This is a genomic window from Pseudomonas sp. P116, assembly GCF_020149425.1.
In the GTDB taxonomy this organism is placed as follows: domain Bacteria; phylum Pseudomonadota; class Gammaproteobacteria; order Pseudomonadales; family Pseudomonadaceae; genus Aquipseudomonas; species Aquipseudomonas anatoliensis.
This window is the reverse complement of record NZ_JACVHB010000007.1, coordinates 359,693-381,115: the sequence shown is the minus strand read 5'-3', so window position 1 is coordinate 381,115 and position 21,423 is coordinate 359,693. Positions and strand designations below refer to the sequence as shown.

The 21,423-nt window shown below is 57.6% G+C and carries 16 protein-coding genes and 1 tRNA gene; 5 read left to right on the top strand and 12 right to left on the bottom strand.

Annotation, left to right across the window (positions count from 1 at the left end):
- Positions 1-394: 394 nt before the first annotated feature.
- Positions 395-1,009, top strand: coding sequence for an SPOR domain-containing protein (locus tag ICA15_RS23565; protein WP_224450911.1), 615 nt, complete (start codon positions 395-397; stop codon positions 1,007-1,009).
- A gap of 68 nt (positions 1,010-1,077) precedes the next feature.
- Positions 1,078-1,368 carry a DUF6388 family protein gene (locus tag ICA15_RS23560; protein ID WP_210552746.1) on the top strand — a complete coding sequence of 97 codons (291 nt, stop codon included), beginning with the start codon at positions 1,078-1,080 and terminating at the stop codon, positions 1,366-1,368.
- Positions 1,369-1,471: 103 nt separating this feature from the next.
- Here ICA15_RS23560 and ICA15_RS23555 read toward each other — a convergent pair whose 3' ends face one another.
- The gene (locus ICA15_RS23555; RefSeq protein ID WP_210552745.1) at positions 1,472-2,326 is read right to left on the bottom strand and encodes a helix-turn-helix transcriptional regulator; all 855 of its coding nucleotides are present in this window, start codon (positions 2,324-2,326) and stop codon (positions 1,472-1,474) included.
- Between the two features lie 188 nt (positions 2,327-2,514).
- Positions 2,515-3,486 carry an XdhC family protein gene (locus tag ICA15_RS23550; protein ID WP_210552744.1) on the bottom strand — a complete coding sequence of 324 codons (972 nt, stop codon included), beginning with the start codon at positions 3,484-3,486 and terminating at the stop codon, positions 2,515-2,517.
- Positions 3,487-3,577: 91 nt separating this feature from the next.
- Here ICA15_RS23550 and ICA15_RS23545 point away from each other — a divergent pair, with 91 nt between their 5' ends.
- Positions 3,578-4,363: an alpha/beta fold hydrolase gene (locus tag ICA15_RS23545; protein WP_210552743.1), complete on the top strand. Its 786-nt coding sequence runs from the start codon at positions 3,578-3,580 to the stop codon at positions 4,361-4,363.
- On the opposite strand, the gene ICA15_RS23540 is transcribed toward ICA15_RS23545, so the two are convergent.
- From ICA15_RS23540 to ICA15_RS23500, 9 genes are all read right to left on the bottom strand, one after another.
- Positions 4,356-5,708, bottom strand: a complete 1,353-nt coding sequence (locus ICA15_RS23540; RefSeq protein WP_102615845.1) for an MFS transporter — start codon at positions 5,706-5,708, stop codon at positions 4,356-4,358. The genes ICA15_RS23545 and ICA15_RS23540 overlap by 8 nt on opposite strands.
- A 181-nt stretch (positions 5,709-5,889) precedes the next feature.
- Positions 5,890-6,693: an enoyl-CoA hydratase/isomerase family protein gene (locus tag ICA15_RS23535; RefSeq protein WP_010459412.1), complete on the bottom strand. Its 804-nt coding sequence runs from the start codon at positions 6,691-6,693 to the stop codon at positions 5,890-5,892.
- A gap of 19 nt (positions 6,694-6,712) precedes the next feature.
- Positions 6,713-8,251 carry an AMP-binding protein gene (locus ICA15_RS23530; RefSeq protein WP_210552742.1) on the bottom strand — a complete coding sequence of 513 codons (1,539 nt, stop codon included), beginning with the start codon at positions 8,249-8,251 and terminating at the stop codon, positions 6,713-6,715.
- Between the two features lie 5 nt (positions 8,252-8,256).
- Entirely contained in the window at positions 8,257-8,757 is a 501-nt protein-coding gene (locus tag ICA15_RS23525) for a (2Fe-2S)-binding protein (RefSeq protein ID WP_008060977.1), read from the bottom strand.
- A gap of 2 nt (positions 8,758-8,759) precedes the next feature.
- Positions 8,760-9,566: an FAD binding domain-containing protein gene (locus tag ICA15_RS23520; protein WP_210552741.1), complete on the bottom strand. Its 807-nt coding sequence runs from the start codon at positions 9,564-9,566 to the stop codon at positions 8,760-8,762.
- Positions 9,563-12,562 (bottom strand): xanthine dehydrogenase family protein molybdopterin-binding subunit, encoded by a 3,000-nt coding sequence (locus tag ICA15_RS23515; RefSeq protein ID WP_210552740.1) that lies wholly within the window; start codon positions 12,560-12,562, stop codon positions 9,563-9,565. Before ICA15_RS23515 ends, ICA15_RS23520 begins: the two co-directional genes overlap by 4 nt.
- Positions 12,563-12,725: 163 nt before the next feature.
- The gene (locus ICA15_RS23510; RefSeq protein WP_210552739.1) at positions 12,726-14,936 is read right to left on the bottom strand and encodes a putative bifunctional diguanylate cyclase/phosphodiesterase; all 2,211 of its coding nucleotides are present in this window, start codon (positions 14,934-14,936) and stop codon (positions 12,726-12,728) included.
- 559 nt (positions 14,937-15,495) lie between these two features.
- Positions 15,496-17,787, bottom strand: a complete 2,292-nt coding sequence (locus ICA15_RS23505) for a hypothetical protein (protein ID WP_210552738.1) — start codon at positions 17,785-17,787, stop codon at positions 15,496-15,498.
- A 55-nt stretch (positions 17,788-17,842) separates the two neighbouring features.
- A tRNA-Lys gene (locus ICA15_RS23500) sits at positions 17,843-17,917 on the bottom strand.
- A gap of 468 nt (positions 17,918-18,385) precedes the next feature.
- Between ICA15_RS23500 and ICA15_RS23490 the strand changes: the two genes are divergently transcribed.
- Together ICA15_RS23490 and ICA15_RS23485 are read left to right on the top strand one after the other, a co-directional pair.
- A complete protein-coding gene (locus tag ICA15_RS23490; RefSeq protein WP_210552737.1) occupies positions 18,386-19,483 on the top strand; it encodes a carboxynorspermidine decarboxylase in 1,098 nt (365 codons plus the stop codon).
- Between the two features lie 27 nt (positions 19,484-19,510).
- The gene (locus ICA15_RS23485) at positions 19,511-20,755 is read left to right on the top strand and encodes a saccharopine dehydrogenase family protein (protein ID WP_150603534.1); all 1,245 of its coding nucleotides are present in this window, start codon (positions 19,511-19,513) and stop codon (positions 20,753-20,755) included.
- Positions 20,756-20,919: 164 nt separating this feature from the next.
- Here ICA15_RS23485 and ICA15_RS23480 read toward each other — a convergent pair whose 3' ends face one another.
- On the bottom strand, positions 20,920-21,318 hold the full coding sequence (locus tag ICA15_RS23480; RefSeq protein WP_150603533.1) for a nuclear transport factor 2 family protein: 399 nt from the start codon (positions 21,316-21,318) through the stop codon (positions 20,920-20,922).
- Positions 21,319-21,423 lie beyond the last annotated feature (105 nt).

Below are 21,423 nucleotides of genomic sequence, written 5' to 3'. Positions count from 1 at the left end.
CAGATGGCCAAGCCTAGGGGTCATCGTCCTGAACGTGTGTTGCTAGTAGCAACACCTTAACGCTGATCATCAGGTGAAAAGCAGCCTCCAGAGTCCCCCAGCTCCGCATAGGACGGTTCGCATAATGTATATTATGTTAAACGAGGGGCTATGTTAGAAATGTTCATGAGCGTCGTAAAGCCTTGATTCGACAAATCAGCTTCTAATTTCTACTCTGTCAACGGGCCATGTACTTCGTGTTCATGGCGAGTCCTTGACTGAGGTGGCTGCCGATGAAGCTGATTCAGTGCCGTTTCTCTTCAGGTCAGCGTATGCCGCTGCTCGTGCAGACCGGTGATGCAGCGCCGTTGCCCATTGTCAAAATAACGTCGACGACTCATACCCCCACCAAAGAGTGACAAAATTCGAACAACTACTTGATGACACCGCTAATAACCTTGCGACAGCGCTCAGTACAAAATATTCCGACGGGCTCGCGCACCTTGCGAAAAACGAATCCCGCACACCCGACTCAACGGAGGCTGAGGCCGTACAGTTTTTGATTGAAAAGCCAGATGAAACTACAGTACTTACGCTGCCTTCATTGCCAACACAGGCACACAAATGGACAATTATTCTAAGCGGTCTGATTGCTTTCACCGGCCTGCTCTTGGCACTCTTCGTTCGTAAAAAAACCATTCATACGCAATGGCATGTCTTTCGTACCATTCCAGGCTCGCTAATCACGCTGGAACGCCCGTGCTTGAAATGCGGCGGCTATATTCTCCACCCTAAAAAAGAAGCTTCAACCACGCCTTCATCCGGCGTTTGGGTGGTCGAAATTGCTTTGAACACACCCAGCCGCCATCGCGCAGTAAAAGCCATTCAGCAGTTGGAGTTGCCGGTAGCGCGTAAAGAAAACAACTTTGTCGTCATTGGCCCGTATAAACAAAAGCAGGACGCGGCTCGAGTAGTGAAAGAGTTGAGTGAAAGTCATGGTGTTAGAGGATGGATGATGGCGGGAAATTGACATAATCCTGTGTAGCGCTACTGATCTCGAAAAAATGTCTACCTGTTTTATGACACGAGAGTGTATTCATGATCGCAAAAGAACTTAGAGCCGAACTCGCCCTGAAGAAACTCCTGGAAGCCAACTTATGGATCCAGCTTGAACTCAGCGTGCTGAACTACAGCCTCGCTGAAAACTGCGGGCTCTCGCCAGAAGAATATCGCTTTAAAGTTCTGAAAGAAGCATTTGAAGCAGAGGCGGATGCTCACGACTGCGATTGCTGGGACTTCATGCTGCAGTGGGTAGCCGAAACCAAGGAAGAACTTGAGTTGATGCGCGAAGAACGCATGAAAGAGATTTATGACTTTCTGGACAATTAATAAACTCTACAAATTTCGCAGCCTATAAAAACCGCTCGTTTCAAGATGAAAGACTAACTTCATCGGCGGGAGTATTGCCCTATACCCCCGCCCTCCTCTCGGTTCAAACCGCCGCGTAACTATCCACTACACGCCGATACTGGCTGGGCGAAGCTCCGATGTGCTGACGGAAAAACCGTGTGAAATGACCTTGCTCGGAGAACCCGAGGTTCTCCGACAAAAGGCCCAGCGTTCCACTGCGCTCACGCTCAAGCCAAGCAAAAGCCCGGCGCATGCGCGCGTCGTTAAGCAACAGGTTCGGCGTCATGCCGGTGTCTTTCTTGAACAGCGCAAAGAAGTGTGCCCGAGACAGACCACAGGCCCGCGCGGCGTTGTCGATCGGGTTCGGATCATCGAGGTGCTCAAGCAACCAGGCGGTGCCACGGCGCACGCGTGCATCCCGAAACTCACCTGTGTTGGGCGCACCCAGTAGCGACAAATGCCGCCAGCTGGAAAAGTCCTCGATCAGTTCGATCAGGAAGTCGAACAGCATGAACTCCAAACGCTCTTTCGGCACGATCCCACAACCATGCGCTTCGGCGACCAGGATGTCGGCCAGGGTGCGATTTCGACTCGACAGCTCGATGCATGATTGGGCAAAAAAGTCCGGCCGACCGCTGAGCGCCAGCGATTGCTGGGCAGTGGCCAGCCAGGCGGGCTCTATGTAAAGCGCCAGGATTAGCGTGGCACCGGCACCCGGCTGCGGATCGTAGAAATGCGGCTCCCAGGCGTTGACCAGCACCGCGGTGCGATCACTGAGCGGAACCCGCCGACCGTTAACGTTGAAGTAAGTGTCCTCGCCGGACACTTTGACCAGCACATGGCATTCGGAATGGGTATGGGTGACCAGCGAATGATCCATATTCAGCAAGGCGACCCGGCCAAACCTGCCGTGGAAAACCCGTTGGGCAATCGACATCAGATTCCTCCGCTCGCTTGAAGCGATATCGTTATCGGCCTCAATGCATATCATCGGGGCGCTTATCTATTTCACAAGCCCGTCGATCGGTCCATGGTTCAGCAACACTTGGCTGGCCACTATCGCGCGCGAATGACCGAGCGTCTACCTCGACTTTCGCAGCCCCCACGTTCGTCGGAAAAACCGCCTTACAAGGCATGGCGTTCTTTGCCGTGATAAACGCGCAGGATATCGGCCACCACCGCCAGAGCGATTTCCGCCGGGGCCTTGCTGCCCAGATCGAGGCCGATGGGCATGTGTAAACGGGCGATCTGTTCATCCGTCAGACCACCGATGCGTTTGAGCCGCTCGGCGCGTTTGGCCGAGGTTGCCTGGGAGCCCATGGCGCCGATGTAAAACGCTGGGGTGTGGACCGCTTCCATCAGCGCCAGGTCATCGATTCGCGGATCGTGAGTCAGCGCCACCACCGCGGTCGCCGCGTGGCAGCCTCCGGCGGCAATGAACATCGAAGGCAGCACACGTTGCATCTCCACGCCTTCGAGATGCACATGCAGCATCTCTTCCCGGGGGTCGCAGGCGATAACTTCGCATCCGATGGCTCGGGCGAAACTGGCGCAAACTTCAGCGACCGGCGAGAGCCCTGCCAGAATCAGGCGTAACGCCGGGCCAACGCTGATGCGCACTCTTTCGTCGTCGACTTGTACCCGTTCGCTGCCGTGCCCCGCGTCCGGGTCCAGGCGCAAGGCACCGCTGCTCAGCTCGATATGACGCTGCAGACGTCGCTGACCGAGTAACGCCGCTTGCAGACTCTCCAGGTGTGCGATCCATTCAAGGCTGGCATCGCGGTGTTCGACCAGCACGATCAGCACACCACCACAGGGCAAACGCAGACGGTGGCGTTGCTCGACGCTGTCGCCATAACTGACGATCTGCGCCGGTTCGCGTAATTCACCGCGCGTCAGGCTTTCGAGAAACTCCTCTTCGACGCAGCCACCCGACAGCGAGCCGACGTGTTCGCCCGCGCCATTGGTCACCAGCATCGCACCCGGCGCACGCGGCGCCGAGCCATAGGTGGAGAGCACTGTGCACAGCCATTGGGCCTGCCCGGCGCGAGCCCATTGCAGTGCCTGGTCGATCACCTGAACATCGAGATGACGCATGTTTTCAATACCTCAAGCAAAAGCGTGGTGCTGCATGCGGGGTTACGTTTACGGTAACCTGCGAGCAATCTTGTTCAATTGTTGATTCAACATGTCGCCACAACAGTTTTTGCAACTTGGGCCGCTGCGCCTGGAATATCGCCAAATCCCTGCGGCTGAGCCTTCGCGACCGACGCTTGTGCTGTTGCACGAAGGCCTCGGCAGCGCCGAACAATGGAAAGACTTCCCCCTACGCCTGGCCCAGGCCAGCGGTTACGGTGTGGTCACTTACAGCCGTCAGGGTTATGGGCAATCGAGCCCGGTAACCCTGCCGCGTCCGCTGGACTACCTGAGCACCGACGGCCCTCGTGAACTGCGGCAATTGCTCGATGCCTTGCAACTGCCGCAAGTGGTCTTGCTCGGTCACAGTGACGGCGCATCCATCGTCCTTGCCTATGCCGCCACCAACGATCCACGCGTGTTGGGCAGCATCGCACTGGCACCTCACGTGATTGTCGAGACCGAGAGCCTCGATGGCATTCGCCATACCACCGAGGTGTGGCATCAGGGCGAATTGCGCGAGCGCCTGGCACGTCACCATGGGACCAATGTCGACGGCGCTTTTCACGGTTGGAGCGACAGTTGGTTGCACCCGGACTTTTCCCTGGACGATCTCGAAGCGCAGTTGGCTTATATCGAAAAACCGCTGCTGGTCATTCAAGGGCGCGAAGACCACTACGCCACGCCCGAGCAACTGGTGGTCATCCAGCGACAGGTATCTGGACCGTGCCGCTGTGTACTGCTGGATGACTGTCGACACTTTCCCCAAACCGAAGCGACCGAACGGACCTTGCAGCTGATCGGCGAATTCCTGGAGCACCTCCCCGCCTTTACTTGAAATTGCCTTGGGTTTCTGGAATCACCACGCTGCCGATCAGGTAGATCACCGACAGACCGACGGCGAACATCGCCAACACCATGGGGATCTGCGCCGGGCTGCCGCTGACCAGGGACACAAAGGTCGGCATGGTTCCGCCGAGGGCGAAACCGATGTTCCATGACAATCCGGTGCCGCTGGCTCGCAGCTCGGTGGCAAAGCGTTCGTTGAGGAAGATCAGAATCGGCGCGATGATCGCCCCACCTATGAAGCCTATACCCACGCAATACAGCGCAGTACGGGTCAGCGAACCCGATTCGGCGACACCCAGAAACATCATCGGCAGGCTCACCAGGTTGATCACACCCAGCAGCATGAAGGTCTTCTTGCGACCGATCAGGTCGCTCAGGTAACCGAAGGCCAGTGCTCCGACAATGGTTGCCACCGACCCGTACATGAGCATCTGCGAAGTCTGCGCATGAGGCACTTTGGCGACCACGTTGAGCAACGTCGGCAGATAACCGCAGGCAAGGTAATACGTGGCACCGCCTCCGAACGTAATCAGCAGGTTGACCAGCATCACGCCGCGGTACTCGCGACCGAACAGACGCTTGAGCGGCGACACGACAACTACCGCCGGCCCCTTGGTTTTGCGCGCTTGTTGCAGTTGCTGCCAGACCGGGGTTTCTTCCAGGTAACGGAACATCACCAGACCGAAAAACGTGCTTAGCAGGCCGCAGAAGAACATGAAGCGCCAGCCCCAGACGTCAAATTCTTCCCCGGGAAAGATCTCCGACAACACCAGATAAGTGAATGACGCCAACAGCGCGCCCATACCGGCACCGGCACCACCGATCAACCCGGACATCAAGCCGCGATAGCGCGGCGAGATGGATTCGGTGCCGATGGTGTGAGTGGAGGCAACGATGCCACCCACGAAAATGCCCTGTATCACCCGCAAGACCAAAAACAGTATCGGGGCCAATATGCCGACCTGATGAATGGTCGGCAACGCGCCAAACAGTGCCGTGGAAATACCGACGCCGACCATCGACACCATCAACGCACGCTTGCGGCCGTGTTTATCGGCATACGCGCCGAAGATCGCCGAGCCCAGCGGACGCACCAGCAAGGCCACGGCGAACGAGGCATATACCGCGGCCAGCGACAGGGTCGGGGTGTCCGAGGGGAAGAACAGGCGGCCGATGATGGGCGCCACGTAGAGCAGAATGAACAGGTCGAACAAATCCAGCGCCCAGCCGAATGTCGAGGCAAATGCCGCGAGCAAGGCCTTGCCCGGTGGAATCTGTGGTGTATCGCAAGCGGCGCTGGAGGGTGATGCAGTTATTGTTGTTGTCGTAGTCATGGTTGCCTCACACAAACGGTGATCGAACGTTCTGCATCCCGGTGCACGGGTTGCGAGTAATCAGCAGGTCAGCGGTGAAACCTTGATGTGCCCTTTCAGTTGCATTGAAGGGGCGGCAGGCCCTGCTCAGTAAGGCGTACGCTGTTACCAACATACTCCCGGGCCCGCTCGCCAGTACGATTTACTCGCCGATAAACACGGCCGTACGCTTGCTGTGAAACGCTTCAACGCCTTCCTTGAAGTCCTTGGAGCTACGCAGACGGCTATAGCAGTGACCTTCCATTTCGATCGCGACGGTCAGCGGCGCATCTTCGTTGTCGTTGATCAGTTTTTTCGCCGTGCGCTGAGCCAGCGGCGAGAAGCGACGCAGTTCATCGACCAACGCATCGACGGTGCTTTCCAGTTCGGTATCCGGCACGACCTCGGTCGCGATACCCCAGGCGTAGGCCTGGTCGCCGGTAATGCGTTTGGCGCGCATCACCATGTGCTTGGTGCGGGTGATGCCGATGATTTTCTGCAGGCGTGCGGAGCCACCCGAGCCCGGGATCTGTCCCAGGTTCTGCTCAGGCAAGGCGTAGCGAGTGGTTTGCGAAGCAATGCGAAAATCGCAGGCCAGGGACAGTTCGAAACCGACGCCGAAGGTGTAACCTCGGTTGGCAACGATCACCGGTTTTTCGCAACGGGCCGGTGCCGCGACGTTCCAGGCCAGCTTGGAAACGTGCTCAGGCGACGCTTCGAGAAAGCCCTTGATGTCGCCACCGCTGGAGAAGTGTTCACCCACCGAGCGCAGCACAATGACGCGCACGCCTTTATGTGCATCGAGGGCTTCGAAGACCTGGCGCAGTTCATCACGCTGGCCCATGGAAATGACGTTCAACGGTGCCCGGTTGAGGATGATGTCGGCGCGCTCGCGGGACACATCGACTTCAACCTGGAAGCCATCGAACTGAGTGTCGAGAAATTGCTGGATCGCTTGTTGTTGCATGTGAGTGTCCTCTGGATGATTAGCTGATGGCCTTCAAGGCCTGTTCCTGAAATTGAGCCAGCAGCACGCGCCGCAGCACCTTGCCCACTGGGGATTTGGGAATCTGATCGATGAACTGGTAACGCCGTGGCCGCTTGAATTTGGCCAGGCCCGAAGCGATGCAATGGGCATCGAGGTCGCTTTCCGAGGCCTCGGCGCGCAACTTGATAAACGCGGCAATGATCTTGCCCCACTGCTCGTCGGGCAGACCGACCACCACCACTTCCTCAACTGCCGGGTGCAGAGAGAGCATGTTTTCGATTTCTGCCGGGCTGACGTTTTCGCCGCCGGTGATGATCAAGTCATCGACACGACCCGTGACGAACAGATCGCCTTCCCTATCGAAGTAGCCGATGTCACCGGTGAAATACCATCCGTCACGCAACGCCTTTGCGGTCGCTTCGGGGCGGTTCAGGTAGCCTTCGAACGCCTCGTCACTCGCCAGGTCGGCGATGATCTGGCCCTCCTCCAAGGGTTTGACCTGCACGTGCGGAGTTTCAGCGTCGATCGGCACCACGCGCACGCGCTGGTTCATTGCACTGCGCCCTGACGAACCGGGTTTGCGGCTGGCTTGCTGGTCGATGGTGAAGGTGTAGATCTCCGAGCTGCCGTAATGATTGACGAACAACTGCGGCTGAAACGCCTGCTCGACGCGACGCATCAAGCCGTCGCTCATCGGTGCACCGGCAAAGCCGATTTTTTCCACACTGGCGACTCGCTCGCGAGCAAAGGCCGGGTGTTCGATGAGCATGTGGTAGAGCGTCGGCACCAGGTACAGGTTGCTGACCTTTTCCCGCTCGATGGCCTGCAGCGTGGCTTCCACATCAAACTTGGGTACACAGACGAAATGTCCGTCGATCAGCGCCATGGACAACAACGAACGCACGCCCATGGTGTGGTAAAGCGGCATGACGCCCAGCGTGCATTCATTCTGGCGGTAGAGGTTTTGCGCTACGTGGGCAACCGCCGCGGCGCGTTCGCTACGGTGCCGACGAGGCACGCCCTTGGGCTTGCTGGTGGTTCCGGAGGTGTACAGCAGCAGTGAAAAGTCTTCGGCGTCGGCCTGCAAAATCATGCCGGAGGGGGTCTGCGAACACAGTTCCTCGAAACTCAGGTCGGTGTTGGCGGCACGCAGACCGGTGGCGATCCGTGGCAGCCTTGTAGCGGCGCTGCAACCGGCCACGGCGGTCACGGTCGCGTCGTCGTAAGCCACTGCACGGATTTGCGCATCTTCGATGCAGTAGCCCAGTTCCTCGGCAGTCGAACGCCAGTTCAACGGGGTCATGACGATGCCCGCAAACTGACAGGCCCAATGCAAGGTTGCCATCTGCCAGCGGTTTTGCATCACTACCAGCAGTCGATCACCGCGTTGCAGCCCAAGGCATTGCAAGCCCCAAGCGGCGCTCTGGATATCGACGAACCATTCTTCATAGGTTTTCTTCAACGCACCGTCACTGACCGCCACGGCATGCGGTCGGCGTTCAACGGCAGCGAGGAAACTGCGTCCGAGATCGAACATTTTTGTTATACCCCTTTGTTCGTTTGGCGCTGGGCAGCGACTTCGAGCACGGCCTGAACGATGCCGGTGTAACCCGTGCAGCGACATAGGTGCCCCGAAAGCATGTCGCGTACCTGGGTCTCGTCCGGGTTGGGTACCCGCTCGAGAAAATCCACGCAGGACATGAGAATGCCCGCAGTGCAAAAGCCACACTGCAAGGCGTGATGACGGCGAAAGGCTTGTTGCAGGTCGCTCAGAGTGTCGTCGTCAGCCAGGGACTCGACGGTCTCGATACGCCGCTCGTGCCCCTGTACTGCGAGCATCAGGCAGGAACGCATCGCGACTCCGTCCACCAGCACCGTGCAGGCACCGCAGACACCGTGTTCGCATCCGACATGGACACCGGTGGCACCGAGGTCGTGGCGCAGGAAGTCGCAGAGTTGGGTCCGCGGTTCAGCCAGGGCTTCGCGGGAGCGGCCGTTGAGTTCCAGGCGAATCGGAAAGGTTTGGTCGGCAGTTACACGCATGTTCAGACTCCTTCGATCAGCTGATGACCCAGCTCGCGAATCAGTTGGCGGCGATAGGCAGCGCTGGCCTGCACGTCGTCTTGTGCGTCGAGCGACCAGGCGGTTTGATTGAGCGCGTCCGGCAGCCCCGCACCACGAGGCAGACTGCGACGTTGCGGACGGTCCGCGACCCCGCCGATGCCGAGTTCGACCTGGTCCGCGCCGATGGCCGCGGCCAGGGAGACAATTGCAAAGTCGCCGTGGCGCATGGCGATCTCGCGGAAGCGATAGGTAATGCCTTCGCGCTTGAGCGGAAAACGCACCTCGACAACCAGTTCATCCGCACGCTTGTCGGTGGTGAGAATGCCTTGAAAGAAGTCGGCAGACTTGACGATGCGCTTGCCTTTTTTCGACTCAAGAACGATCTCGCCACCCAGCGTCACCAGGCACAGCGGCAACTCGGCGCTCGGGTCGGCATGAGCCACCGAACCGCAGACTGTGCCGCGATTACGCGTCTGGAAGTGACCGATCCAGGGCATCGCCAGTGCCAATAAAGGCACCTCGTCCATCAGGGTCGAACGCGCCAGCAACTGCGCCTGCCGTACCCCGGCACCTACCGCCAGACAATCCTTGCGCAGTTCGATATAGGCCAGGTCAGCCACATGATTGATATCGATCAGCAACTTGGGTTGAGCCAGGCGCATGTTCAGCACCGCCATCAGCGATTGGCCTCCGGCGATGATGCGAGCTTCCTGGCCATACTCGGCGAGCAACTCAACGACCTGACGACGGTTTTCAGCCCGAACGTAATCGAAAGCAGCCGGTTTCATTGCGCACCTCCCTTGCCAAACAGCGCGCCAAGCGAGGCCCGCAGGCGAGCCCACCAGCCGGTGGAGATGGCTTGGCCGCTGACCCGTTGTGACAGGCGAGTAAATATTTGTCCGATGATCACCTTCGAGGCCCCTTGCAACATTCGGCCGCCGACCGCGGCGACTTTGCCGCTGACCGCCACCTGGTATTGGTATTCCAGGCGTGTGTGGCCATTTTCCAGTTCAACGAATCGCACCTTGGCCTGCCCCTGGGCCGACCCCATTGAGCTGCTGCCGGAACCGGACAGACGCAATGAATGCGGCGGGTCCAGATCACTCAGGGCAACCTTGGCCTCGAAGCGCGCGCGGATCATGCCGACGCCGACGGTGACATCTGCGCGGTAACGGTTTTCGCCTTCAAGCACGAGGTCGTGACAACCGGGAATGATCGCCGCCAGCGTCTGCGGGTCGAGCAAGGTGTCGAAGACCTGTTGCGGCGAAGCAGGAATCACCACCGAGTCGTTGGCCCGCAGTGCCGGTCCACCGGCAGGTGCTGCGTCGAGGTTGTCATCGGCCTCCATACCGGCGGGCCGTGGCGGCTCGTCGATGCCGATGAGCGTGCGTACTTTTGATGGCGTCAGTGGCAAACGGATGTCCGAGCGACCGAGGGCGTCGGCCACCGCGTTGGCGATACACACCGGCGTGCTCATATTGTTGCCCTCGCCCACACCCTTGGCGCCCAATGGGGTGAATGGCGATGGCGTTTCCATGTGCAGGATCATCGGTTCGATCACTTCCGGTGCGGTCGGCACCAGATAATCGGCGAAGGTCCCGCTGAGGAAGCTGCCGTCCTCGCCATAGGCGAATTCTTCCATCAGCGCTGCGCCGAGGCCTTGAGTGAAGCCCCCACGAATCTGGCCATCGACCAGCGCCGGGTTGAGCAGGCGGCCGGCGTCATGGCAGGTGACGTAGCGATCGATGTGGATCTCGCCGGTCATGCGGTCGATTTCCAGACCACAGATATCGAAGACAAAGCCGTAGCACAGCGAGCTGTTGACCTGATCCTTGTCGTCCGGTGCCTCCAATTGCGGCGGGCTCCAGAAGGCGGTTTCACGCAGACCGCCGTTTTCACCTTCCGGCAGCAGGCCCGGCGACCAGTGGGTCGCACCGGCAATCCGATGAAATGGCGCTACCGCCCCGCCATTGACGACAAAAATCTTGCCGCCGGCGAAACGAATATCTTCGGGACTGGCCTGCAATTGTTCGGCGGCAATCGCGGCGAGGCGATCGCGGATCTTCAGCGCGGCCTTGTAGACGGCACCGGCCACGGCGCCGGCGAAGCGGCTGGAATAGTTGCCCGAGGCAATCGACCAGGCGTCCTTCTGGGTATCGAGCTCGACGTTGACCACGATGGACTCCAGCGCAACCCCAAGCACTTCGGCGACGACCTGAGCGACGGTGGTTTGATGGCCCTGCCCTTGCGGTGCCGAGGACACGTGCACACTGACGTCACCCAATGGTCCGACGTTGATGGTGGCGGTGGCGACAGCGCCGTTTTTCGGACCGGCCTTGCGCCGCTCTTCGGGTGTCATCGCAGTGGTGATGTAGCCCATGTTGGAAATCGACGGTTCGATGACAGCGGCATAACCAATGCCATAGATCCGGCCTTCGGCACGCGCCTGATCACGACGTTTGAGCAACTCGTCGAGTCCACCGTCCGCCGCCGCCAAGGCAATGCCAGCCTGGTAGTTGCCGGAATCGAGCAACGCACCGGCAGCCGCGCGATAAGGGAAGGCATCGGCCGGCACCAGGTTCCGGCGGATCACGTCCAACGGATCAAGCTTCAACTGCACGGCGATGTGTTGCAGCAGCCGTTCAAGGGCGAAATACACCTGCGGGCCACCGAAACCACGGTTCAGGCCGGAAGGAGTTTTGTTGGTCAGCACCACTCGATTGCGCACTTGCAAATTGCGGATCGCGTAGGCACCCGTCAGGTTGCCGTGCATGCGGTAGAAAGTCGCCGGTTCAGGCGCTCTAAGGTAGGCACCACAATCGTCGATCTGGTCATAACGCAAAGCGGTGATACGCCCGTCTGCTTCTACCGCCGCTTCAATTTCGGTCACCCGGTTGGTCGCCGAAGAAGCGCCCTGAAGATGTTCCAGACGATCCTCGACCCACTTCACCGGTGCACCAACCTTGCGTGACGCCAGGCCCATCATCACCACGTAAGGGAAAACCCCTTGCTTGATGCCAAAGCTGCCGCCGGAATCTTTCGGTGTGCGCAAACGCAGGCGGTTGCCAGGCACATTCAGTGCCCGGGCCATGACCGTGTGCAGCGCATAGGGGCCCTGGAAATTGGCCAGCACGTCATAAATGCCGGTGGCGCGCTCGTACTGAGCCAGCACCACATAGCATTCAATGGGTGTGCAGGAACTGCGCGGAAACTTTACTTTGAGCGAGACCTTGTGCGGCGCCTGCTCGAAGGCCTGCTCCGGTTCGCCATAACGAAAGTGTCGTTCGTTGACCACGTTGCTGCCGACGGCTTCGTGCAGGATCGGCGCCTGTTCAGCGGTGGCCAGTTCCGGGTCGATGATCGGCGGCAGCGCCTCGTATTCAACGCGTACACCTTCGATCGCGTCCTCGGCCAGATAGCGGCTCTCGGCGATCACCACGGCCACCGGCTCTCCGACATAACGTACCTTGTCGACGGCGACGCACCAGTGCTCCATCGGCTGCCGCACACCCACCGGGAACGGCAGCGCCCAGCGTTTGACGTCTTCGCCGACCAGCACGCCGTGCACGCCTTTCATCAGCAGCGCACGGGAAAAGTCCACCGAGGTGATCCGCGCATGAGCGTGGGGTGAACGGATGATCGCCGCGTGTAGCGTACCCGGAGGGATCGCAGCGTCATCGGCATAACAGCCGAGGCCGCGCAACAATGCGGCGTCCTCGACACGGGTCTGACGGGCGCCGATGTGGCCGGTCTGGCTTTCGGTAGCAGGCTGGAAACTAGTCATTTTTTTCGCGGCTCTTGTTGTTGTGCAGCGCGATAGCGTTAGAGCCGAGTGTGTGAGAAAGGCGCAGGGAGCGCCTTGCCTGTGGAGAGGGAGTTCTGCGCTGGGGTCTGAAGATTTGCCTTAGCGTCTGATTTTCAGGTCTGGGACCAGACAGAACTGGTGGTCAGGGATGGGACGCGGGATGGCTCAGGAAAGCTTCGATTTCTGCATAGGGCATCGGTTTGGCAAAGTAATACCCCTGAAAAACATCGCAGCGACTGCCCTTCAGGAAATCCACCTGAGACGCCGTTTCCACGCCTTCGGCGACCACCGTAAGGCTGAGGTGATGGGCCATGGAAATAATGCCTTGGGTGATCGCTGCATCGTGATTACCAGTGGCGATTTCCTGGATGAACGAGCGGTCGATCTTGATCTTGTCGATGGGCAAACGCTTGAGGTAGCTGAGGCTGGAAAAACCGGTGCCGAAATCATCGAGCGCAATACGCACCCCCAAAGCCTTGAGCCGGTGCAACGTGTCGATCGCCTGTTCAGCGTTATGCAACAGCAGCGACTCGGTAATCTCCAGCTCCAGCTGCTCACCACGCAGACCATATTTCTCCAGGGTGGCTTGGACACACTGGACGAAATGGCCACGCTGAAAATGCATCGGCGAAATATTCACCGCCATCGAAATGCCCGTGATGCCCTGCTCGCCTAGCTGGCGCAGCTGCGCGCAGGCCGTATCGAGTACCCAAAGGCTCAGCGGAATGATCTGACCACTGTCCTCTGCCACCGGCACAAACACCGCGGGTGAGATAAATCCTTTTTCCGGATGCTCCCAACGCAGCAACGCTTCGATCCCGACCACCCGACCCGTGCGCGCGTCTATCTGCGGTTGATAATGCAGCTGTAACGACTGAGTTTCGATAGCCTTTTGCAGGTCATTGCGCAGACTCGCGTGCTCGCAAACGCGCTGATTAAGATCGCTGGTGTACCACTGAAAGTTGTTGCGCCCTTGCTGCTTGGCTTTGTACATGGCCATGTCAGCCTGCTGGATCAGCTGCATCGGCAGCTCGATGTGACCATCGCTCAGGGTGATGCCAATACTTGCACTCACGTGCAGGTCAATGCCCTGGATGCAGTAGGGTCTGGCAATGCTGGCCATCAAGCGCTCGACCACCGGTACAACGTCCTCATCACGAAGCAGGTCCGGCAGCAGCACGATAAATTCGTCACCGCCCATGCGCACGATGGTGTCACCGGGACGAACCTGCCGGGTCATACGCTCCGCCACCTCAATCAGCACCTGATCGCCGAAGTAATGCCCGATCGAATCGTTGATGGATTTGAATCCATCCAGATCAATGCACATCACCGCCAGACGACGCTTGCGCCGACGACTGATGTGACAATCCAGCATAAGCCGGTCTTCAAGCGAAACACGGTTAAGCAAACCGGTCAGGCGGTCATGGCTGGCGTTGAAACTCAATTGGCGCTCGAAATGCTTTTGCTCGCTGATGTCCCGGGCAATGCCAAATACTCCGACGATTTCTCCGTTGACCATGATCGGCAGGTTAGAGATGTCCATGGTCAGCAGATTGTCACTCTCGTCGAGAACTCGGGCCTCGAAGCGCTGAGGCACTCCGGCGCAGGCTGCGGAAAAATGCTGGCTGACCCGTTCCAGGTCTTCTTCGAGTAGCAAATTGGAAAAGTGATGACCAATGAAATCGGTTGCGGTGTGCGGTTTCAGCTTCAAGCCTGCTGGATTCACACTTTGGATGTTGCCGAACAGATCGAGGGCGAACACTGGGTTGGGGTTGTAGGTGAACAATGAACGAAAACGTTGTTCGCTTTCCTCCAGACGCTGGCCATCACGTTCATGGCGGATCGCGATGACTGCCAGTTGGGCCGCGCAGGCCAGTTGTTGAATCTGTGCGCCGTCCGGCGCATGGGCACGGTTCTGATACAGGGCAAATGTGCCCAACACGCTTCCTTGATGGGATAGCAACGGCACTGACCAGCAGGAACGCAGGTTATGCCCCAGCGCCAGGCTGCGGAAACGCTCCCAATTGGGGTCCCGGGCGATGTCTTCGGTGACCACAAGCTCGCGACGGAACGCTGCGGTGCCGCAGGTTCCTGCTTGTGGACCAATGGCCATTCCATGAATCGCCTCGCTGTACTCGGCCGGCAGGCCGGGCGCCGCGCCGGTCAGCAAGTGTTTGCCTTCGGCATCAGTGAGCAGTATCGAACAGAAGGTTTCGGGGACTTGTGCGTCGTGCATCTGGCAGATGGCGCAGAGTATGTCGCCCAGATGATGATCGGTCGCGATCATACCGAGAATGTCACGTTGCGACTCGGGGAAGGTCTTGCTGTGAAAGCTCGGACGAGTATTCATGGTGGTTCCTGAAGACTCTCGAGGTCGTCCGGTCTTCAGAGAGCCTGAAACAGTGGGCGGCCGATCACTGTCCACTAGTGCGTCGGACGCGCACTCTATAGAGCACCGGCTAACTAATAAAAGGCTCAGATCCAACATAAAAAACAGTATCAGATTGCCGCCGTTTGGCTGGAATGGTCGGGGTGCTTGGCCGTTTTGATGTTCTGCTGGGCCGGACAGTTCGGAAGCTGCAGCCCGGTTTCCATGAACTTGGACCGATGAACATTTCCATGCCATTAGCCTTCGGACGTGCCGCAGAACATAGTAACGGCCTGCCTATGAACATATGACATGGCCCACTAGTTAAATCATATATCTGTACGGAACTTCCTATGCTTGAGGTCAAGCTTCACCACTTTTCGATTTTTCAAGCGTCCAGGCTTTTCTCATTGGACGTTCATCCTGACTTCGACACCTGGCGTATGCATGAAAGTTTTGACCGCGTGTGTACAAGAACTCCAGCCGGACACACAAACATCGCTTTTGATGCGTTCAAGCACGCATCGCCGATACAGAGCGTTTACCTGAGGTCATTCGTTTGCGGCGGCAACAACCAATGTCGTTCGGTGGTCCATCCGAGAAAAACACGAGCCCCCTCACTTTTCTGGCGATTCAGAGTCAACGGGAGCCCGGCAGCCGCCACACGTAACCCTATAATTGCCGGTAGAAATCTCTCCCGGAATACAGTGGGTTGAGCCGCGAAATGTTCTTCCATGCTATCGATAGCGCAACGCCTCTCGGCGTCATCCAGCATGGATAAATAAAACACCATCTGGCGCCAGGCATAAGCGGTATTTTTGAGCATCACCAAGCTCGAGTGGTAGAACTTGATTTTCATCTGCAGCCGTATGCATATCCATTGGAAGCACTGCTGAGCAAGTGAACCCAGGTGGCGATGTAGCAGCGCTTTCAAACCGAGCTCACCAAATAGAAGCGAAAGGTTTTGCGTCGTCAGAATCTGTTGTTGCTCGATGATCCTTCCGTTGGTTGCTGAGTGCCATGCACCCAATGGTGCATTAGCCCGCTGTGCGCAAAGGTTCGCCAATGCATCACTGGTATCCAAGTCTCGCTGGAAATAGTTTCTGCTCTTCGATTTCGGCTTATCGGGAAGGATCGCCAGTTGGTTCGTGTCGATGTCGTAATAATGGGCGTAGAGGGTGCCACCTATCAACGAAGCCGCTCGTCTGGCTGCTTCCACGAATTTGTTCGAGAAGGTTCCCATGAAAATGTCCACTGCGACCTCCTCCACAAAAGGAAGATCAAGCTTCGCGGTGGCAGCAAGCGAACCAAACTCCTGAAGTAGTTTGTTCGGAAGGATTGCCTGAGGAAAAGCTGAGAGAGTCGTTGCCGAGGATTCGATCAAAGCTTGTCTGGCTCCCTCAACACTGAGAGCGTGTGCCTCACGTTCACTTTCGACGGCCGCTACCCAAGGCAGCTCACTGATTTTGACTTGGCTCTGAAGGTTGAGCAGCAGTAATGAACGGCGTCGCCGAAAAGCACGATACGTTGCGACAGACAACATACGCAGCGTCGTATCGCGAAATCCAGCACTGCAGATTTCGGCTGTCATCGCCGGCAGTACTCGCGCCACGGTATCCCCAGATGTGATCAATCCCTTGTCAATCAACTCAGTAATGGTTCCCTTTCGACAGCGCTCGAGGCGTCGGCGAACCGCCGGAGGAATGGCGACACCGGTTATCAGCGAATATGCCTTCGCCTCCTCGCCGGTAACGGGCTCCAACAGGGACGAAAAATCAGAGATACCTTCCGAGCTCGAATAGCTGGTCAGACGTTCAGAAACAACCTTGGCGATCAGATGATGCTCGGGCGCGGCCACCTGACGGTGCTGTATTTCTCGGTACTGTAGATGATGTTCAGATTCTGGATGGCCATGTTTGCACACGAAATCATTGACGATCCGCCGAATACGTCCGACTTGACGCCCTGTAAGCGAAGCTGGGTCACGGGAGCAGAGCCTCAGCAACGCGTATAACTCCCCTACCCGATCTCTGAAATGTTCAACATTGAGGATGTCATTGTTACTGGTGGCATCGAACTGACTATTTAGAGCATTGGCCTGCTCAAGCCAGCCTTCAGGATACTGCTGACAAGGCCAATCATCCTCGTACGTCAAGAGGAAGAGCGAGATGGCTGCGTCGTAGAGAGTCAACCGAGTCGTGACCACATGTTTTTGCACTGCCAGGCGCTGCTGCGCTGGGAGTTTTGAAAGCAGCTTTTTGATATCGCCGACATCGAATATGTGCACTTCCGCCGCCGCGAGTGGCAACCCGTCAGAAGCCATTGGAAAGAAACGCAGTTGCTCAAAAAAAGGAGCGATAGACACAATCAGTTTGCGCGCGTCCTCCGTGCGCTGCTGGCCCAACAACCAAGCTACGTACAGTAGCGCAGCCTCTTCTGGTACATCGACCCGATAGTCGCTGTTCACCAGCTGCTTTTGCAGTGCTTCGACCCCCTCATCCGTTAGGTGCCAAATGTTGAGATCAAGTCGTTCAAAACCAGGGCGGATGCCTGGGATTGAGGCGGCCAACCGCCGCTCGTACTCGGTCAGTGCGCCACCGGCCAGATACTGCCCAGTGGCAAAACCACCCGTGACAACCTCCAGGGTGACCCATTCAGGCACATCCACGAGCGGTGTGCGCGAGCCATACAGCGCAGTACCCTGCACCATGTGTTCGACCACCTGCTGCCAGCGTTCAATCCGTTCGTGTGTTTTTGCCTCAGTGTTGAGATCCGATGCGGTCAATGCTCGAGATAACTGAAAGACCGCATAACCGGCGTTTATGCCGGCCATTGCATCCGATTCCCTATCGTGCCTGGACATTTGTCCTTCTGACCCTGCTATGTAGTGGGTCCGGGGGCTGGATTCGAACCAGCGCCCACCCGGTTAAGAGCCGAGTGTTCTACCACTGAACTACCCCGGAGCAGAGCGCGCATTGTCTACCAGCATCGAAGGGATGTGAAGATTGAAAACGTTGCCGCTCGTGACGCGTGTCAAGATTATTCCCGTTCGAAATTCTCAGGTTTTTTTTTGGAACTATGAACATTTGTCATCGCTAAGCAACCAGGAAAGGAAGCGCCGACCGACACAAGTCTGAAAGCCCCGATGACAAATCGAAGTGATCCGCAGTGGATGGGCCACTTCCCTCCCCTCAATCAGGTTCATTTCGAAACCCCTTCATAAGCACAATCCTCTATATGGTTCCGCGGCCTCGGCTTCGAGCATCGGCCCCAACACGCTGACCTTGCTCTGGCCCTTGGCAAATACTTCGCGGTACGGCAAAGCAAATCTCGGGTTCTCTGAATGACTCGTACGCTCAGCTCTTTCGATATGGAGTCAGTCCGGGCACAATGCGCATCCTTTTTTGGCTGGCCTTGCCGGAGGCCTCGAAATGATCAAAACACCGTACTACCTCATCGACAAACAGAAACTGCTGATCAACATGCAGAAGATTGCCTATGTGCGCGAACAGTCCGGGGCAAAGGCCCTGCTGGCGCTCAAGTGCTTCGCGACCTGGTCGGTGTTTGACTTGATGCAGCAATACATGGACGGCACCACCTCGTCGTCGCTGTACGAGCTCAAGCTCGGCCGGCAGAAGTTTGAAGGCGAAACCCACGCCTACAGCGTGGCTTGGGCCGACGATGAGATCGAGGAGATGCTCGACAATTGCGACAAGATCATCTTCAACTCCATCAGCCAGCTGCAACGCTTTGCCAAGCGCGCTGAAGGCAAAGTCCGCGGCCTGCGAGTCAACCCAAAAGTAAGCAGTTCCGATTATCTGCTGGCCGACCCGGCGCGTCCGTTCAGCCGTCTCGGCGAATGGGACCCGGTGAAGATCGAAGGCGTTATCGATCAGATATCCGGCTTCATGTTCCACAATAACTGTGAGAACGGCGACTTCGGTCTGTTCGACCAAATGCTCTGCACCATCGAAGAACGCTTCGGTGAGCTGCTGCACAAGGTCAACTGGGTCAGTCTGGGCGGCGGAATTCACTTCACGGGTGAAGGCTATGCGCTGGATGCTTTCTGTGCGCGGTTGAAGGCGTTTTCGCAAAAGTACGGCGTGCAGGTCTACCTGGAGCCCGGTGAAGCGGCGATCACCAACAGTGCCTCACTGGAAGTGACGGTGCTCGACACCCTCTACAACGGCAAGCACCTGGCCGTGGTCGACAGCTCCATTGAAGCGCATTTGCTTGACCTGCTGATTTATCGCCTCAATGCCAAGCTGGCACCCAGCGAGGGTGATCACACCTACATGGTGTGCGGCAAGTCGTGCCTGGCCGGGGACATCTTCGGCGAGTACCAATTTGACCGTCCGCTGGCCATCGGTGATCGACTGTCATTCATCGATACCGCGGGTTACACCATGGTCAAGAAAAACTGGTTCAACGGCCTGAAAATGCCATCCATCGTGGTGAAGCAACTCGACGGAACGGTCGAAGTGGTGCGCCAATTTGGTTATGAAGACTACCTGTCCAGCCTTTCTTAACGGACAGATAAAGGAGAGTAAAAGCAATTGAAAAAGAACGTTCTTATCATTGGTGCAGGAGGTGTCGCTAAGGTGGTGGCCCACAAGTGCGCACAGCATAACGATGAACTCGGTCGTATCGCTATCGCGTCGCGCAACATCTCCAAATGCCAGGCCATCATCGACAGCGTCAAGGCCAAGGGTAGCCTTAAACAACCCGCCGACATCAAAGCCTTCTCGCTGAATGCGCTGGATGTCGAGGCAACCAAGTCGCTGATCCGCGAAACCGGATCACAGATCGTCATCAATGTCGGTTCCGCGTTCCTCAACATGTCGGTACTGCGTGCCTGTATCGATACCGGTGTAGCCTATCTGGACACTGCCATTCACGAGGAGCCGGGCAAAATCTGCGAGACGCCGCCCTGGTACGGCAACTACGAGTGGAATCACCTCGAAGAGTGTAAAGAGAAGAACATCACTGCCATTCTCGGTGTGGGTTTCGACCCAGGCGTGGTCAACGCCTATGCTGCACTTGCGCAGCAACAGTATTTCGACCGAATTGAATCGATCGATATTCTCGACGTCAATGCCGGTTCCCATGGCAAGTATTTCGCCACCAATTTCGATCCGGAAATCAATTTCCGTGAGTTCACCGGACAGGTGTGGAGCTGGCAGAACAGCCAGTGGACCAGTAACACCATGTTCGAAGTCAAGCGCACCGACGACCTGCCAGTCGTAGGGTCGCAGAACCTGTACCTGACCGGTCACGATGAAGTGCACTCGCTGTCGAAGAATCTGGACGTGCCCAACGTGCGCTTCTGGATGAGCTTCGGCGAGCACTACATCAACGTGTTCACCGTACTCAAGAACCTTGGCCTGCTGTCCGAGAAACCGGTCAAGACCGCCGAAGGCCTGGAGGTTGTGCCGCTGAAAGTGGTCAAGGCCGTGCTGCCTGATCCGAGTTCGCTGGCGCCCGGCTACACCGGCAAGACCTGCATCGGTGATCTGGTCAAAGGCACCAAGGATGGCCAGCCGCGCGAAGTGTTCATCTACAACGTAGCCGACCACGAAGAAGCCTTTGCCGAAACCGACAGCCAGGGCATTTCCTATACCGCCGGCGTACCACCTGTCGCTGCTGCCCTGCTGGTCGCCCGCGGCGAGTGGGATGTGCAGCGTATGGCCAACGTCGAGGAGCTGCCGGCTGAGCCGTTCCTCAAGGCACTGGATGTAATGGGTCTGCCGACCCGCATCAAGGACGAGAATGGAGATCGTCCCTGGAACGGCGACGCCTAAGGCTCGCAACATTCAGGGGTGCTTCACTGCCTGTTCCGAAAACGCCGCTCATTGAGCGGCGTTTTCGTATGTACAAAAAATCAGCACGCAACTTCTGGACATTGTTGCGCTGGCTTCTTGTTCCTGACCGGTGCCCCGACCTGTCGCCTCAACACTGTGTGAACTCAAGCCTTGGCGATTTCCGGCATTAACAGCCATTCGGCGCTGTCGTTCCAGACATCCATGTGGGTGATCTTGCCGTTGCGCACTTCGAAGCGATCCAGATAGCGATTACCGGAAAAACTGCGCCCATCGGACCATTCGCCATACAAGGTACCGTTGGAATACACCACGGTGTGATCGCCGCGATCCATCCAGTCGAAATTGCCCAAGGCTTTTTTTACCCAGGCATAACGGGAACCGTTGAACGCCGTGATGGCCTGTGGATCAGGCATGACCCGGCCGCCGGTGAAAGTGATCTTCACATCGGCACTCATGAAGGTCGCGGCCCTGACGGGATCGGGCGCCATGGAGGCCTCGAGAAAGCTGCTGACAATCTGCACGTCTGTATTTTCCTGCGGCATCGTCGAATCTCCTGACTGACTATTGATAAGCACTGGATCGACGCCTCTGCTTAGTGCAGGGCGCGTTAATTTGGCGCGTTTGGATTCAAGTTATTTGCGCCCTCT

Excerpts from the sequence above, each read along its gene's own strand:
- ICA15_RS23520 (WP_210552741.1), bottom strand. The coding sequence starts at position 9,566 with ATGAAACCGGCTGCTTTCGATTACGTTCGGGCTGAAAACCGTCGTCAG.
- ICA15_RS23515 (WP_210552740.1), bottom strand. The coding sequence starts at position 12,562 with ATGACTAGTTTCCAGCCTGCTACCGAAAGCCAGACCGGCCACATCGGC.
- ICA15_RS23545 (WP_210552743.1), top strand. The coding sequence starts at position 3,578 with ATGTCGCCACAACAGTTTTTGCAACTTGGGCCGCTGCGCCTGGAATAT.
- ICA15_RS23490 (WP_210552737.1), top strand. The coding sequence starts at position 18,386 with ATGATCAAAACACCGTACTACCTCATCGACAAACAGAAACTGCTGATC.
- ICA15_RS23505 (WP_210552738.1), bottom strand. The coding sequence starts at position 17,787 with ATGGCCGGCATAAACGCCGGTTATGCGGTCTTTCAGTTATCTCGAGCA.
- ICA15_RS23535 (WP_010459412.1), bottom strand. The coding sequence starts at position 6,693 with ATGCAACAACAAGCGATCCAGCAATTTCTCGACACTCAGTTCGATGGC.
- ICA15_RS23530 (WP_210552742.1), bottom strand. The coding sequence starts at position 8,251 with ATGTTCGATCTCGGACGCAGTTTCCTCGCTGCCGTTGAACGCCGACCG.
- ICA15_RS23525 (WP_008060977.1), bottom strand. The coding sequence starts at position 8,757 with ATGCGTGTAACTGCCGACCAAACCTTTCCGATTCGCCTGGAACTCAAC.
- ICA15_RS23560 (WP_210552746.1), top strand. The coding sequence starts at position 1,078 with ATGATCGCAAAAGAACTTAGAGCCGAACTCGCCCTGAAGAAACTCCTG.
- ICA15_RS23540 (WP_102615845.1), bottom strand. The coding sequence starts at position 5,708 with ATGACTACGACAACAACAATAACTGCATCACCCTCCAGCGCCGCTTGC.
- ICA15_RS23550 (WP_210552744.1), bottom strand. The coding sequence starts at position 3,486 with ATGCGTCATCTCGATGTTCAGGTGATCGACCAGGCACTGCAATGGGCT.
- ICA15_RS23480 (WP_150603533.1), bottom strand. The coding sequence starts at position 21,318 with ATGCCGCAGGAAAATACAGACGTGCAGATTGTCAGCAGCTTTCTCGAG.
- ICA15_RS23555 (WP_210552745.1), bottom strand. The coding sequence starts at position 2,326 with ATGTCGATTGCCCAACGGGTTTTCCACGGCAGGTTTGGCCGGGTCGCC.
- ICA15_RS23510 (WP_210552739.1), bottom strand. The coding sequence starts at position 14,936 with ATGAATACTCGTCCGAGCTTTCACAGCAAGACCTTCCCCGAGTCGCAA.